Raw genomic sequence first — 14,094 nt, 5'->3', positions numbered from 1 at the left:
AGGACGGCAATGCCGCCCTTGCGGACGGTGTCGCCGCCTCTGGCATGGCGGTCAGACGCGATGTCCGGCCGCGATGATCTTCTTCAGGAAACCTTGCGTGCGCTCCTGTTTGGGATGGCGGAAAATCTCATCGGGTTTGCCCTCCTCGACGATGCGGCCGCGGTCGAAGAACAGCACCCGGTCGGCGAAGTCGTGGGCAAAGCCCATTTCATGGGTGACGAGCAGCATCGTCATGTCGGTTTCGGCCGCGAGCTTGCGCATCACGTTGAGCACCTCCTCGACCAGTTCGGGATCGAGCGCCGAGGTGACCTCGTCGAACAGCATGATCCGGGGCGACAGTGCCAGCGCGCGGGCAATCGCAACGCGCTGCTTCTGGCCGCCCGAAAGCTGTGCCGGCATGGCCTTGGCCTTGTCGGCCATGCCGACCATGTCGAGCAATTCCATCGCCCGCTTCTCGGCGGCAGCGCGCGGCGTGCCCTTGGTCAGCATCGGCGCCAGCGTGACATTGTCGATGACGCATTTGTGCGGGAACAGATTGAACAGCTGGAAGACCATGCCGATCTTCTGGCGCATCCTGGCCAGATGCCGCTCGTCGGCAGCCAGCAGCTGGCCGTTTCGCTCCATGTGATAGAGATGCTCGCCGTCGATCTGGATGTGGCCGCCATCGATGCGCTCCAGCGTCATCAGGATGCGCAGGATCGTCGTCTTGCCCGAGCCGGACGGGCCGATCAGCGCCAGCTTCTCGCCGGGCATGACCTGCATGGACAGGCCATCCAGCACCTTGAAGGTGCCGAAGCTTTTCGAAATGCCATCGACCTTGATGATAGGCGCGGATGCGGACAAACGAATTTCCCGTGCTGGAGAAGCCTATGCCCTTAACGATGCGGAACCCGCCAAATCATGTCAATTGGGAAAATAATATCATGACAATTATTCTGATCCCGCACAATTCTTGGGCATTCAGTGCCTAGCAATGTGCCGAGATCGAAATCAAGTCGAACCGAAAATGACAGCACCGGGGACGCCTTTGGCGATCGGCATCGTCTGGATAGCGGCACATCTCGCTAGATTGCGAGCAGCAGATGCTCAGGGTCGCCAAGCAGCAACTTGGTGACAACGCCGAGGCCGGCGCGCAGTTCCCCCTCGGTGGTCGAACCCAGCGAGATGCGCACCGCCGGTTGCCAGGGCGCTTGCGAGATGCGGAAGGAAGCGCCGGGCGCGATCGCCACGCCTTGCAGGCGCGCCTGGGCGACGAAGCTCTCCTCGGCACGGTCGGCCGGCAACTGCAACCAGACATGCAGTCCGTCGCGCCGGGTGCGATAGTCGACGCCGGCCAGCACCTCGGCGACGATGTCCTGGCGTCGCCGCAATGCTGTGCGTTGCCAGCGCACCAGTTCCATCGCGGTGCCGTCGGTCACCCATTTGGTGGCGATTTCCGCCACCAGCGGCGTCGCCATCCAGTTGGAAACCAGATGCCGGTTGGCGACCGCGGCGACATAGCGGTCGGGTGCGGCGAGATAGCCGATGCGCAGGCCCGGCACCACGATCTTGGTGAAGGACGTGACGTAGAGCGTGCGTTCAGGCGCGAAGGCGGCGACCGGCGGCGGCCGGTCCTCGACCAGCGGCCCCAGCACGTCGTTCTCGATGATGGCTATGTCGTGCCTGCGCGCAACCGCCGCAATCTGCTCGCGCCGCGCCGCATCCATCAGCGTCGCCGTCGGGTTGATCACCGAAGGCTGCACGAACACGGCGCGGATGTCGGAGATCCGGCAGGCCTCGTCCAGCGCTTCCGGGATAAGGCCATTGCCGTCTATCGGCAGGCCTTCGAGGTTGAAGCCGAGATAGCGGGCGAGCGGCACCAGCGTATGGTGGCCGATCGCCTCGGTGGCGACGGTCGAGCCGGGCGGCGCCACGCTCATCAGCGCCACCGTCATGCCGGCGGTAGCGCCATTGGTCAGGCTGATATTCTGCGGCGAGGCATCGAGACCGCACAGCTTCAGCCACTCGACCGCCACGGCGCGGTGACGGGGAAACACCATGTTGGGCCGGAACGACAGCGCCGAACTCGACGGCAGGTTGTCGGCCAGCCAGCCCAGCGCCTGCTTCAGCCGCTCCAGATGCATCGGCTCGCAGACCGGCTTCAGGATCGAGAGATCGATCACTTCGCCCAGCCGCTCCGGCAGATAGGGCGGCTCAGGCTCGCGCCGCTGCGTCTGGACGAAGCTGCCGCGGCCGATCTCGCCCGAGATCAGGCCGCGGCGAATCAGTTCCTCATAGGCGCGACTGACCGTCTGCACCGATAGTTTCAACTCGTCGGCCAGCCGGCGATGCGTCGGCAGCCGCGCGCCGTTGGCGAGCCGCCCGTCATGAATGGCGCGAGCGAACTGGTCGGCCAGCGACTGGTAGGCGGGCCGCCGGATGAGCGCGGGATCAGGTTGCCATAATGTCATGACTTATTAGAGATCGAAATCAGTGCAATTGACAATCGAAATAATGCGCCGTCATGGTACGGCGGGACCAAAAAGTGGATACAGATGGCCGCCGCGAAACTCGACCCGATCGACCTCAGAATCCTCGACGCGATCCAGCGTGACGGGCGCATCACCAAGCTGGCGCTGGCCGACAAGGTCGGCCTGTCACCGACGCCGTGCTGGATGCGGCTGCGCAAGCTGGAAAAGGCCGGCATCGTCTCCGGCTATCATGCCTCGATTGCCATGCGCGTCGTCGCACCCGTCGCCACCGTGCTGATGGAGGTGACGCTGGCCAGCCATCGCCAGGCCGATTTCGACCGCTTCGAGCGTGTCATCCGCGACATACCTGAGATTGTAGCCTGCTGGTCGGTGGGCGGCGGCGTCGACTACGTTCTGAAGGTGATGGCGCGCGATATCGATACCTATCAGCGGCTGGTCGATGCCTTGCTCGAACGCGAAATCGGCATCGATCGTTACTTCACCTACATCGTCATCAAGACGGTGAAGGACGAGACCGTGCTACCGCTTGCCGATCTGTTGCCGGTGCAGTCCTGAGATCGAAACCAGCGTTCATCTGGCACCGTACGCTCGGAGAATGCGCGAAAGCACCCGCCCCACCCCTGCGGCTAGACAGATCGTCCTGCTCCCCAGCCGAATAGAGAGAATCTCTCTATATAGCTGCACCTAAACAGCCTCATCCTTCGCGCCGACGCCCCTAGTCTTGCGGCATCACCCCAATCGGGAGCAATCGATGATGTCCGCGCACTTTGCCCGTTCGCACCGCCATGAGGCGCTCGACCGCCTCGCCGACCGCCGGCTGCTGCGCGAGCTTGCCTATGTCGACGGGCACTGGACGGCAAGCGAGGCGGCGGAGAGCTTCGAGGTCACCGACCCGGCGACCGGCGCCACGGTGGCCTTTGTCGCCGCGCTCGATGGCCGCCAGACGGCAAGTGCGATCGACGCGGCGGCGCGCGCTTTCCCTGCCTGGCGGGCGCTGTTGCCGCAGGAGCGCTCGAAAATCCTGCGCAAATGGTTCGACCTCATCATAGCCGCGAAAGACGATCTCGCTCTGCTGATGACGCTGGAACAGGGCAAGCCCTTGAAGGAATCGCTCGGTGAGATCGATTATGCCGCCTCTTTCGTCGAATGGTATGCCGAGGAAGCAAAGCGCCTCAACGCCGAAAGCGTAACTAGCCATCTGGCGAAGGCGGAAATGACGGTGCGGCGCGAGCCGCTCGGCGTCGTCGGCGTCGTGACGCCGTGGAACTTCCCGTCCGCCATGCTGACCCGCAAGGCGGCTGCGGCCCTTGCCGCCGGTTGCACCATCGTCGCGCACCCCTCTTCGGAAACGCCGCTCTCGGCGCTGGCGCTGGCCGAACTCGGCGAGCGCGCCGGCCTGCCCGCCGGCGTCTTCAACGTCGTCACTGGCAAGGCGTCGATCATAGTCGGGCGAATGTGCGAGGACCCGCGCGTGCGCGCCATGAGCTTCACCGGTTCGACCGAGATCGGCAGGCTGATCGCGGCCCAGAGCGCGCCGACGATGAAGCGGCTGGTTATGGAGCTTGGCGGCCACGCGCCGCTGATCGTCTTTGCCGACGCCGATCTCGACAAGGCCGTGCGCATCGCCGTCGACGCCAAATTCGCCACGTCCGGCCAGGACTGCCTCGCGGCCAACCGCATCTATGTCCAGCGGCCGATCTACGATCGTTTCTGCGCCGCCTTCGCCAAGCGCATCGAGGCGCTGCGGACCGGCAATGGCCTTGCCGACGAAAGCGACATCGGCCCGCTGATGCATGAGCGCGCCGTCAAGAAGGTCGAGGAGCAGGTCACCGACGCGCTCGCCCATGGCGCCCGCTGCCTCGTTGGCGGCATAAGGCACCAGGCCGGCCCGTTGTTTTACCAGCCGACGCTGCTGGCTGACGTATCTGACGAGGCACTGATCATGCGCGAAGAAACGTTTGGTCCGGTCGCAGCCGTGACGCCGTTCGACAGCGAGGACGAGGTGACCGCGCGCGCCAACGCCACTGAATATGGTCTGGTCGCCTATGTCGTGACCGAGAACGGCGCCCGCCAGCAGCGCCTGGGCAGGGCGCTGGACTACGGCATGGTCGCCATCAACCGCGTCAAGATCACCGGTGCGCCGATCCCGTTCGGCGGCGTCAAGCAGTCCGGCATTGGCCGCGAGGGTTCGCGTCAGGGGCTCGAAGCTTTCACCGATCTCAAATATCTTTGCCTGGACGTCGCTTAAGCCGCGTCCACGTTCCTCAAGGAGTCAAAAGAATGCTCGACCAGTCCAACGAACTCGCCGCCTGGGATCGTGATCACTTCTTCCATCCCTCGACGCATATGGGCACCCACGCGCGCGGTGAATCGCCGACGCGCATCATGGCCGGCGGTGAAGGCGTCACCGTCTGGGACAGCAACGGCAGAAAAAGTATCGATGCCTTCGCCGGCCTCTACTGCGTCAATGTCGGCTATGGCCGCCAGAAGATCGCTGACGCCATCGCCGCCCAGGCCACGAACCTCGCCTATTACCACGCCTATGTCGGCCACGGCACCGAGGCCTCGATCACGCTGTCGAAGATGATCATCGACCGTGCGCCGAAGGGCATGTCGAGGGTCTATTTCGGCCTCTCCGGTTCGGATGCCAACGAAACCAACATCAAGCTGATCTGGTACTACAACAACGTGCTTGGCCGCCCGGAGAAGAAGAAGATCATCTCGCGCTGGCGCGGCTATCACGGCTCCGGCATCATGACGGGATCGCTGACCGGGCTCGATCTTTTCCACAATGCCTTCGACTTGCCGCGCGCGCCGATCCTGCACACAGAGGCGCCCTATTATTTCCGCCGCGCCGACCGCTCGATGAGCGAGGAGCAGTTCTCGCAGCATTGCGCCGACAAGCTGGAAGAGATGATCCTGGCCGAAGGCCCCGAGACCGTCGCCGCCTTCATCGGCGAGCCGATCCTCGGCACTGGCGGCATCGTGCCGCCGCCCGCCGGCTACTGGGAGAAAATCCAGGCGGTGCTGAAGAAGTACGACGTGCTCCTGGTCGCCGACGAAGTGGTGACGGGCTTCGGCCGGCTGGGCACCATGTTCGGCTCCGACCATTACGGCATCAAGCCGGACCTGATCACCATCGCCAAGGGCTTGACCTCCGCCTACGCGCCGCTGTCGGGCGTCATCGTCGCCGACAAGATGTGGCAGGTGCTGGTGCAGGGCTCCGACAAGCTCGGCTCGCTCGGTCACGGCTGGACTTATTCGGCGCATCCGATCTGCGTCGCCGCGGGTGTGGCCAACCTCGAACTGATCGATGAGATGGATCTGGTGAGGAATGCCGGCGAGACCGGCGCCTATTTCCGCGCCGAATTGACCAAGGCCGTCGGCGGCCACAAAAACGTCGGCGAGGTGCGCGGCGACGGCATGCTGGCGGCGGTCGAGTTCGTCGCCGACAAGGACGACCGTGTGTTCTTCGATCCGGCGCAGAAGATCGGACCGCAGATCGCCACGACCCTCGCCGCAAGCGGGGTCATCGGCCGCGCCATGCCGCAGGGCGACATTTTGGGCTTCGCCCCGCCGCTTTGCCTGACGCGCGAGGAGGCTGACACCGTGGTGGCCAAGACCGCCGATGCCGTGAAGAGCGTGTTCGCCAATCTCTAATTGCCGAGATCGGCGCTGCCCCTCATCCGCCTGCCGGCACCTTCTCGTCGTTCACGGAGAGAGGGTAAAGGTGAGGGGCAGCGCCACCTACAAAGTATTCGGAAGTGAACGCGATGACCTCTCATCCCACCCTCCCCGCCACCATGGCGGCCGTGCAGCTTACCGGCCACGGCGGCCCGGAAAAGCTCGTCTACCGCACCGACGTGAAAGTGCCTGTGCCCGCCGCCGGCGAAGTGCTGGTCAAGGTCAGCGCCTGCGGCATGAACAACACCGACGTCTGGGTTCGCCAGGGCGCCTATGGCACGGAGGAGGACGCAGGGGCCGTGTCGACATGGCGGCGCCAGGGCAACACCCTGACCTTTCCGCGTATCCAGGGCACCGACACGGTCGGCACCGTCGCTGCCGTTGGCGCAGGGGTCTCGCCGGAACGCATCGGCGAACGAGTGATGGTCGATTTCTCGATCTACAATCGCGACGACGATTCGCTCGCCGACATTGACTATATGGGTCACGGCCGCGACGGCGGTTACGCCGAATACCAGGCTGTACCGGCCGAGAACGCCCATGTCGTCGACACTGACTTGAGCGATGTCGAACTCGCCACCTTCTGCTGCGCCTATCTCACCGGCGAGCAGATGCTGGAACGTGCAGGGCTCAAGGCCGGCGAACGCGTGCTGGTCACCGGCGCCTCGGGCGGCGTCGGCTCCGGCATCGTGCAATTGGCGCGGGCGCGCGGAGCCATTCCCTATGCCGTCGTCGGCAAGGGCAAGGAGCAGGCGGTGCTCGACATCGGCGCCGAAGCCGTGATCACCCGTGGCGTGGCCGACCTGCCGCAAGCCGTGGCCAAGGTGACCGGCGGCCAGCCCATCGACGTCGTGGCCGACCTTGTCGGCGGCGCGATCTTCAACGATCTGTTGCGCATCCTGAGGCCCGAGGGCCGCTACACCACCGCAGGCGCCATCGCCGGCCCGGTCGTCCAGCTCGATCTCAGGACCATGTATCTCAAGCAGCTTCAGCTCCACGGCTCGAGCCAGGGCACACGTGCGGATTTCCGCCGTATCGTGCGCTATATCGAGGAAGACAAGATCCGGCCGCTGGTCGGCGGCGTCTACAGGCTTTCCGATTTCCACCGCGCCCAAGCCGATTTCATCGCCAAGGATTTCGTCGGCAAGCTGGTGGTGGTGCCTGATGCCGTGGCTGAACGGCGGCACCCTAAATAAGAGGACGGAGCAGCAGCGCTTCTCGGCGCCGCAAGCTACGTCACCATGACAAAGGACGACCGTCAGGTCTTGCCGTCAAATTCATCATGTCGGCCGGCATGGCGCACCATGCGCCGAAAGCTCATCGAGATATGGGCTCGCCTGATGTGCCCGATCGATTCCCAATCCCCGATTTCCGCCGCAGCCAGCACTTCCTCCATTTCGCGCCGGAAGGCCGTGAACTCCTCCACCAGGCCGAGCTGCGGCATCATCTTGAGGACTACGCGCGCAACCTGAAAATACAGTCTTTCGCTTATTTCGCGCAGGGGCTGGTTCCCGGTCATGCCGGATAGTTCAGTGAAGAAGTCCATGTTCAGCTGCAGGAAGGCACGCTGATCCGGGTTGAGCATATCGGAATCGCAGCGCGCGATGAGCGCTCGGATGCGATCGAGGTCGACCGCCGTTCGGGGAATTGGCGAAAGCTTGCCGACAAGCAGCGCGAGTTCCAGTCGCAGATGATAGACCTGCTGCAACTCCTCGATGTCGACGTCGGTAACGATCGTACCGACGCCGTGGATCGATTGCACAAGCCCTTCGGCCTCGAGCCGCGCCAGCACGCGTCGGACCGGTGTGCGGCTGATCTCGAATTCCTGGGCGAGTTCTTCCTCGGAGAGCCGGCTCCCCGGCGGATAATCGAGAAGGCAGATACGGTCGCGCAGGATCAGGTAGATGCGTTCGAACCGTTCGCGCGCCGAAAGCGGACGCGAAGGCGGCACTGTCTTGGCCGAGGCATCCGTATCAAGCGTCATCCAGCCTCCAGGACAGCGTGCAGGAACTGCCGCGTCCGCTCATTCTTGGGTGCGCCGAAAAGCTCTGCTGGCGGCCCCTGCTCGCAAATTTTACCCTGGTAGAAGAAGCAGACGCGATCGGAAAATTCCTTGGCGAAGCCCATCTGGTGGGTGACCATGAGCATCGTCAGATCATGCTCGCGGCCGATTTGCCTTATCACTTGCAGCACTTCGCCGACAAGTTCCGGATCGAGCGCGGACGTCACCTCGTCGAACAGCATTATCTTGGGCCGCATCGCCAGCGCCCTGGCAATGGCGACGCGCTGTTGCTGGCCGCCGGAAAGCTGTGAAGGGTAATGATCCTTCTTCTGCGACAGCCCGACCATGTCGAGAAGCTCGGCCGCCCGTGCTTCGGCATCGGCCCGCTTCATGCCAAGCACGGTCATCGGCGCCTCGATGCAATTGGCCATCGCCGTCATGTGTGGAAACAGGTTGAAAGACTGGAACACCATGCCGATCTTCGCCCGGATGCGGCGGATATGGGCAAGATTGGCGGGCACCAGCTTTCCGCCTTGCTTCATATGTGTCAGTGGCTCGCCTTCGACCCAGATGACGCCGTCGTTGATCGTCTCCAGCGTCATCAGCATGCGCAGGACCGTGGTCTTGCCGGAACCGGACGGTCCGATGACGGAAACCTTCTCGCCGCGCGCGATTTCGAGGTTCAGCCCGTCGAGCACGGTGAGCGCGCCGTAACGCTTCGAGACATTGTCGAAACGGACCATCGGTTGTTCGGTCATCGCGCGGTCCTTCGGTTGAGCAGGCGTTCGAGGGCACGGATGAGCGCGGCCGAAACCAGGCTCATGGCCAGGAAGAACAGGCCGACCAGCGTGATCGGTTCGGTGTAGCGGAAGGTTTCGGAGCCGATGATCTTGGCCGTCTGCATGAGTTCCAGCACGGCGATGGCCGACAGCAGCGGCGTCTCCTTGAACAGCGCGACGAGATAGTTGCCGAGCGCCGGCACGATGGGCGGTATCGCCTGCGGGATGATGATGTCGCGAAAGGTCGTCCAGGAGGAGAGGTTGAGTGCGATCGAGGCTTCCCACTGGCCGCGATGGATGTTGTCGAAGCCCGCGCGGTAGACCTCCGAGCAATAGGCGGCGTAGTGGATGCCGATGGCCAGAACACCGGCCGTGAATGCGTCGAGCACGACGCCGAATTTCGGAAAGACGAAATAGAGAAAGAAGATCTGGATGAGCAGCGGCGTCGAGCGGATCAGTTCGACCAGCACCGAGATCGTCCAGCCGGTCCAGGGCACCGCGACACGGATTACCGCAAGTACCAGGCCGAGCAAAGCCGCGATGACGAAGCCGAGCAGCGTCGCCTCGATCGAGACGACGGCGGCGCGTGCCAGCACCGGCAGGATCTCCGCGGCAAAACTCCAATCCCAGATCATGCCGCCCTCCCCCGCGCCAGGCCGAGCGAGGCCCGCCTTTCGAGAAGCCGCATGCCGATGGAAACGGTGAGCGACATGGCGAGGTACATCAGCAGCACCAGCGTGAAGATGGGAATGGTCTTGAAGGTGTTCTGGTTCATCTGCTGCGCCTTGAAGGCGAGGTCCGTGAGCGTGATCAGCGAAACCAGCGCCGTCGATTTCAAAAGCTCGATGAAAAGATTGCCCCAGGGCGGGATCATGGCGACGAAGGCCTGCGGCAGGATGATCCGGCGCAGCATTTGCGCGCGGCTCATGTTGAGCGCCGTTCCCGCCTCCCATTGGCCGCGCGCGACCGACTGGATTGCACCGCGCACGCATTCGGATCCATAGGCGCCGACATTCAGACCAAGCGCCAGCACCGCGACGGGAAACGCGTCGAGCGTGACACCGAATTGCGGCAGCACGAAAAACAGCCAGAACAATTGCACGAGCGCCGAGGTGCCGCGAAAGACTTCGACATAGACAGTCGCCAGCCATCTGAGCGGCGCTGGACCATACATGCGCGCTAGCGCGGCGAGCACGCCCATGACGACCGCCAGCAGGCTGCCGAGAACAGCGATCTCGATCGTCAGGACGGCGCCCTGCAATAGTCCCGGTAGGAACAGCCTGTACGTCTCCTGCGTCGCAAGCGCCGCGATCACGGCCAGCGAAACGACCAGCATGGCAACGAGCGTGCGGATCCCCATCTGCTTCTCCGAGGAAAAAAGAGGGCGGCGTTTTCACGCCGCCCAGCAGTTGGGAATTTATTCGCCCTTGCAGAGCTCTGCAGTCGTCTTGTTCGGCAGATAGTCCTTGCCGAAGCCGAGCGGCTCGACCAGCGCGATATGCTCCGGCGTACCGAGGAACTTCTTCAGTTCGGCGTTGAACGCTTCCTGCAGATCGGTGTCCTCCTTGCGGAAGCCGAAGCCGCCATGGCCCTTCACCGACTTGCCGGCAACTTCACCGAAGGGCTTGGTCGATTCGACGCCATCGGCCTTCTTGGCCATGTCGGCGATCGAGAGCGCGGTTAGCGCGGCAGCATCGGCACGGCCAGACTGGACCGCCGCGACCAGGCTGGATTGGTCGGGCAAGGAAACGACTTGTCCTTGGGCAACGCCGGCGTCCTTCGCATATCCCCCCTCGACGGCGCCCGCCATCACGGCGAGCTTGAGATCGGGATTGTCCTTGATGCTCGAATAGTCCTTCACGCCTTTCGGATTGCCCTTCGCGACCAGCATGGCCTGGCCGATGCCATAGGACGGTTCGGAAAAATTGATCTCGGCGCAGCGCTTGGGATTGATGAACATGCCGGCGGCGATGATGTCGAAGCGGCCGGCCTTGAGACCCGGAATGAGCGAGCCGAATTCGGTCAGCACGCCGTCGACCTGCGCAATGCCCATCTTGGCGAGCACCGCCTTGGCGACTTCCGGCGCTTCGCCGGTCAATTTGCCGTCAGGCGTGGCGAAACCGAACGGCGCCTCATTGGCGAAGCCGACGCGGATATAGCCGTCCTTCTTGGCGCGTTCGAGCGTCGTTTCGGCATGGGCCGGCAGTGACGTGAATGCGGTCGCGGCGAGCGCAAGACAGGCGGCGGCCTTCACGAGCGCGCGGCGGGATATCTGTGACGTGAACATGCTTTCCCCTTTTCTTCTTCGATAATTATCGGGCTCGAACGATGTTTCTCCACCATCGCGTCAAGCGCACTAAGACGTATACAACTCATCTGGACATATCGCAAGACGCACTGTACGAATCTGGAAAAATCGCCATTGGGGTTGATTGTGCGGCTTTGTGATGCGCAAGTTGTGCACAATTAAGGTGTGCTTTCTCGATGCGGATACGAACCGCCTTTGGATGAGGGCAGGAAGGAAAACGGCTTTGGACGCGTCGGGCGGGCCCACCAAGGCGGAATACGCGCGGCGCCTGGCCGACGTGAAGCAACGCATGGCAAAGGCCGGCTTCGATCTCATCATCTGCCAGGATCCCAGCGCCAGCGAAGGCGGCGGCGAGCGGCTCTGCGACGTGACCCGCGATCCCATCTTCATCGACTGACCATCAGCCCAGGACCGGCAACTCAAGGACACCTCAATGGACCGCAATCCCTTTTCCGAAGCCGAGATCGCCGGCCGCTTGTCGAAAGTTCGCACGGCATTGGCAGAGCGCAAGCTCGACGCCGCCGTCTTCGCCTCGCCGGAGACTGTTTTCTACCTCACCGGCCTCGACCATTGGGGTTATTTCGCGCCGCACCTCCTGATCGTCACGCTCGACCGGCGCCCTATCCTGGTCACCCGGTCGATGGAGAAGGTGACGATCGAGAATCAGGTGAAGGCAGCAGAATTCCGCGGTCACTCCGACAGCGAGACGGCGGCCGACCTCGCCGCGCGCGTCATTTCCGAACTCGGCCTGGCCGGCAAACGGATCGGCATCGAAAACTGGACCTCCGGCCTCAGCCACGGCCTCGCCCTGAAGCTTGAGGCGCAGGCCGACGCCAAGTGGAGCGACGTCTCGGGACTGGTCGACAAGATGCGGTTGGTGAAGAGCGCCGAGGAACAGGTGCTGATGCGCCGCGCCGCCAAGGTCACGGATGCTGCGGCAGGTGCCGCCATCGCTGCCATCTCCGACGGCGCCGCCGAGCAGGAGGTTGCCGCCCAATGCGTGGCGGCGATGGTGCGCGCCGGCGGCCACGCGCCGGGCTTCGGCCCGTTCATCCGGCCCGCCGCCCGGCTCGGCGAGGAGCACACGACCTGGGGCGACGGCATCTATCGCAGCGGCGAGCCGGTCTTCGTCGAACTGTCGGGCTGTGTCTCGCGCTATCACGCGCCGCTTGGCCGGCTGATCCGCATCGGCAACATCAAGGACGAAGATGCCGCCATGGCCGAGGTCACGGCCAAGGCATTCGAGGCCGTCGTCAGGGCGCTCGAGCCAGGTGCCAGGGCGCGCGATGTCTACGCCGCCTGGCAAGGCGTCGCCGACGAGGCCGGCCTGTCGCATTATCGCCGCCATCATTGCGGCTATCTCGTCGGCATCGGCCAGCCGCCCTCATGGACCGGCGGCAATTCGGTGACGGGCCTCAGGCACGATTCCGATCTCGAAATCGAGACCGGGATGAGCTTCCACATCCTGTCCTGGCTGATGGGCACCGGCCGCGGCGACCATTTCATCTCCAACACCGTGCTGCTGACCGATGCGGGGGCCGAAGTGCTGACCCGCACCCCGGCCGGCCCGATCGTCCGCTAGACCATGAACATGGCGCGCTATTCGGCGTTTTCGATTTTCCGCAATGCCCTTTCCGGCCAGAAGAACTGGCGGCGCGCCTGGCGCGCGGCCGAGCCGAAGCCCGCCTATGACGTGATCGTCGTCGGTGGGGGCGGGCATGGCCTTGCGACGGCTTTCTACCTCGCCGAGAACCACGGCATCCGCAATGTCGCCGTTCTGGAAAAGGGCTATGTCGGCGGCGGCAATGTCGGCCGCAACACCACCGTCATCCGCTCCAACTACCTGCTCGACGGCAACACCCAGTTCTACGAATTCTCGGTCAAGCTGTGGGAAGGCTTGTCGCGGGCGCTGAACTTCAACGTGATGTTTTCGCAGCGCGGCCAGATCGTCACTGCCCATTCGGTCGATCAACTCGACACATTCAGCCATCGCGCCAACATCATGCGTCTGAACGGCATCGACGCCGACATACTCGACCGCGACGCTGTGCGCCGGCTGGTACCCTATCTCGATTTCTCCGAAACCGCGCGATTTCCGATCCATGGTGCGATCTTGCAAGGCCGCGCAGGCACCGCCCGCCATGATGCCGTCGCCTGGGGCTATGCGCGCGTTGCCGACGGCCACGGGGTCGACATCATCCAGAATTGCGAGGTGACCGGCTTTGTCCGCGACGGCGAAAGGATCGTCGGTGTCGAGACCAGCAAGGGCCGCATCGGCGCCGGCAAGGTCGGCCTCGCCGTCGCAGGCCATACTTCGCTCCTCGCCGCCAGGGCCGGCCTGGAACTGCCGATCGAAAGCCACGTGCTCCAGGCTTTCGTCACCGAGCCGCTCAAGCCGCTGGTAGATCACGTCGTCGCTTATGGCGCAGACCACTTCTATGTCAGCCAGTCCGACAAGGGCGGGCTGGTCTTCGGCGGCAATCTCGACGGCTACAATTCCTACGCCCAGCGCGGCAATCTCGGCGTCGTGCGCGAAGTGGCGGAGGCGGCGATAGGCCTGATGCCCTGCATCTCGCGTGTCAGGCTGCTGCGCCATTGGGGCGGCGTCATGGACATGACGCCGGACGCCAGTCCGATCATCTGCCCGACCCCGATCGAGGGGCTCTATCTCAATGGCGGCTGGTGCTATGGCGGCTTCAAGGCGACGCCGGCCTCCGGCTGGTGCTTTGCCCATATGCTGGCCACCGGCAAGCCGCATCCGCTGACCGCCGCCTACGCGCTCGACCGTTTCCGGACCGGCCACACGCTCGACGAGGCCGGCGCCGGACCCTCGGCCTGGCTGCAATAGAG

14 protein-coding genes are annotated in these 14,094 nt (G+C 63.9%); 7 read left to right on the top strand and 7 right to left on the bottom strand.

What is annotated here, in order from left to right; genetic code table 11:
- Positions 1-51: 51 nt before the first annotated feature.
- Together ehuA (FJ942_RS19140) and FJ942_RS19135 are read right to left on the bottom strand one after the other, a co-directional pair.
- Positions 52-843: an ectoine/hydroxyectoine ABC transporter ATP-binding protein EhuA gene (ehuA, locus tag FJ942_RS19140; RefSeq protein ID WP_140499274.1), complete on the bottom strand. Its 792-nt coding sequence runs from the start codon at positions 841-843 to the stop codon at positions 52-54.
- A 221-nt stretch (positions 844-1,064) separates the two neighbouring features.
- Positions 1,065-2,450: a PLP-dependent aminotransferase family protein gene (locus tag FJ942_RS19135; RefSeq protein WP_140499275.1), complete on the bottom strand. Its 1,386-nt coding sequence runs from the start codon at positions 2,448-2,450 to the stop codon at positions 1,065-1,067.
- An 84-nt stretch (positions 2,451-2,534) separates the two neighbouring features.
- Here FJ942_RS19135 and FJ942_RS19130 point away from each other — a divergent pair, with 84 nt between their 5' ends.
- The 4 genes from FJ942_RS19130 to FJ942_RS19115 all read left to right on the top strand — a co-directional run bounded on the left by FJ942_RS19130 (position 2,535) and on the right by FJ942_RS19115 (position 7,351).
- Positions 2,535-3,026, top strand: coding sequence for an Lrp/AsnC family transcriptional regulator (locus tag FJ942_RS19130; RefSeq protein ID WP_140517347.1), 492 nt, complete (start codon positions 2,535-2,537; stop codon positions 3,024-3,026).
- 199 nt (positions 3,027-3,225) lie between these two features.
- Positions 3,226-4,719, top strand: coding sequence for an NAD-dependent succinate-semialdehyde dehydrogenase (locus tag FJ942_RS19125; RefSeq protein WP_140630833.1), 1,494 nt, complete (start codon positions 3,226-3,228; stop codon positions 4,717-4,719).
- 32 nt (positions 4,720-4,751) lie between these two features.
- On the top strand, positions 4,752-6,131 hold the full coding sequence (locus FJ942_RS19120) for an aspartate aminotransferase family protein (protein ID WP_140499277.1): 1,380 nt from the start codon (positions 4,752-4,754) through the stop codon (positions 6,129-6,131).
- Positions 6,132-6,244: 113 nt separating this feature from the next.
- A complete protein-coding gene (locus FJ942_RS19115; protein WP_224646819.1) occupies positions 6,245-7,351 on the top strand; it encodes an alcohol dehydrogenase family protein in 1,107 nt (368 codons plus the stop codon).
- Between the two features lie 62 nt (positions 7,352-7,413).
- Here FJ942_RS19115 and FJ942_RS19110 read toward each other — a convergent pair whose 3' ends face one another.
- Genes FJ942_RS19110 through ehuB form a run of 5 tightly spaced genes read right to left on the bottom strand, consistent with a single transcriptional unit; the run spans position 7,414 to position 11,223 of the window.
- The gene (locus FJ942_RS19110; protein ID WP_140517353.1) at positions 7,414-8,139 is read right to left on the bottom strand and encodes a GntR family transcriptional regulator; all 726 of its coding nucleotides are present in this window, start codon (positions 8,137-8,139) and stop codon (positions 7,414-7,416) included.
- Positions 8,136-8,915, bottom strand: a complete 780-nt coding sequence (ehuA, locus tag FJ942_RS19105; protein ID WP_140499280.1) for an ectoine/hydroxyectoine ABC transporter ATP-binding protein EhuA — start codon at positions 8,913-8,915, stop codon at positions 8,136-8,138. Before ehuA (FJ942_RS19105) ends, FJ942_RS19110 begins: the two co-directional genes overlap by 4 nt.
- Positions 8,912-9,571 (bottom strand): ectoine/hydroxyectoine ABC transporter permease subunit EhuD, encoded by a 660-nt coding sequence (gene ehuD, locus FJ942_RS19100; RefSeq protein WP_140565566.1) that lies wholly within the window; start codon positions 9,569-9,571, stop codon positions 8,912-8,914. The genes ehuA (FJ942_RS19105) and ehuD overlap by 4 nt, the downstream gene beginning before the upstream one ends.
- Positions 9,568-10,296 (bottom strand): ectoine/hydroxyectoine ABC transporter permease subunit EhuC, encoded by a 729-nt coding sequence (gene ehuC, locus FJ942_RS19095; RefSeq protein WP_140556261.1) that lies wholly within the window; start codon positions 10,294-10,296, stop codon positions 9,568-9,570. The genes ehuD and ehuC overlap by 4 nt, the downstream gene beginning before the upstream one ends.
- Positions 10,297-10,353: 57 nt before the next feature.
- Positions 10,354-11,223 carry an ectoine/hydroxyectoine ABC transporter substrate-binding protein EhuB gene (gene ehuB, locus FJ942_RS19090; RefSeq protein ID WP_140499283.1) on the bottom strand — a complete coding sequence of 290 codons (870 nt, stop codon included), beginning with the start codon at positions 11,221-11,223 and terminating at the stop codon, positions 10,354-10,356.
- 244 nt (positions 11,224-11,467) lie between these two features.
- Here ehuB and FJ942_RS28565 point away from each other — a divergent pair, with 244 nt between their 5' ends.
- Genes FJ942_RS28565 through FJ942_RS19080 form a run of 3 tightly spaced genes read left to right on the top strand, consistent with a single transcriptional unit; the run spans position 11,468 to position 14,092 of the window.
- Entirely contained in the window at positions 11,468-11,641 is a 174-nt protein-coding gene (locus FJ942_RS28565) for a hypothetical protein (RefSeq protein WP_181167224.1), read from the top strand.
- Between the two features lie 36 nt (positions 11,642-11,677).
- Positions 11,678-12,826 (top strand): Xaa-Pro peptidase family protein, encoded by a 1,149-nt coding sequence (locus FJ942_RS19085; protein WP_140499284.1) that lies wholly within the window; start codon positions 11,678-11,680, stop codon positions 12,824-12,826.
- A gap of 9 nt (positions 12,827-12,835) precedes the next feature.
- Positions 12,836-14,092: a sarcosine oxidase subunit beta family protein gene (locus FJ942_RS19080; protein ID WP_140898598.1), complete on the top strand. Its 1,257-nt coding sequence runs from the start codon at positions 12,836-12,838 to the stop codon at positions 14,090-14,092.
- Positions 14,093-14,094 lie beyond the last annotated feature (2 nt).

The sequence above is a fragment of the Mesorhizobium sp. B2-4-2 genome (genome assembly GCF_006442845.1).
GTDB lineage: Bacteria > Pseudomonadota > Alphaproteobacteria > Rhizobiales > Rhizobiaceae > Mesorhizobium.
Note: the sequence above shows the minus strand (reverse complement) of the source record. Positions and strands in the feature narration are given on the sequence as shown.

Excerpts from the sequence above, each read along its gene's own strand:
- FJ942_RS19085 (WP_140499284.1), top strand. The coding sequence starts at position 11,678 with ATGGACCGCAATCCCTTTTCCGAAGCCGAGATCGCCGGCCGCTTGTCG.
- ehuB (WP_140499283.1), bottom strand. The coding sequence starts at position 11,223 with ATGTTCACGTCACAGATATCCCGCCGCGCGCTCGTGAAGGCCGCCGCC.
- ehuD (WP_140565566.1), bottom strand. The coding sequence starts at position 9,571 with ATGATCTGGGATTGGAGTTTTGCCGCGGAGATCCTGCCGGTGCTGGCA.
- ehuA (WP_140499280.1), bottom strand. The coding sequence starts at position 8,915 with ATGACCGAACAACCGATGGTCCGTTTCGACAATGTCTCGAAGCGTTAC.
- FJ942_RS19135 (WP_140499275.1), bottom strand. The coding sequence starts at position 2,450 with ATGACATTATGGCAACCTGATCCCGCGCTCATCCGGCGGCCCGCCTAC.
- FJ942_RS19080 (WP_140898598.1), top strand. The coding sequence starts at position 12,836 with ATGGCGCGCTATTCGGCGTTTTCGATTTTCCGCAATGCCCTTTCCGGC.
- FJ942_RS19115 (WP_224646819.1), top strand. The coding sequence starts at position 6,245 with ATGACCTCTCATCCCACCCTCCCCGCCACCATGGCGGCCGTGCAGCTT.
- FJ942_RS19130 (WP_140517347.1), top strand. The coding sequence starts at position 2,535 with ATGGCCGCCGCGAAACTCGACCCGATCGACCTCAGAATCCTCGACGCG.
- FJ942_RS19110 (WP_140517353.1), bottom strand. The coding sequence starts at position 8,139 with ATGACGCTTGATACGGATGCCTCGGCCAAGACAGTGCCGCCTTCGCGT.
- FJ942_RS19125 (WP_140630833.1), top strand. The coding sequence starts at position 3,226 with ATGTCCGCGCACTTTGCCCGTTCGCACCGCCATGAGGCGCTCGACCGC.
- ehuC (WP_140556261.1), bottom strand. The coding sequence starts at position 10,296 with ATGGGGATCCGCACGCTCGTTGCCATGCTGGTCGTTTCGCTGGCCGTG.
- FJ942_RS19120 (WP_140499277.1), top strand. The coding sequence starts at position 4,752 with ATGCTCGACCAGTCCAACGAACTCGCCGCCTGGGATCGTGATCACTTC.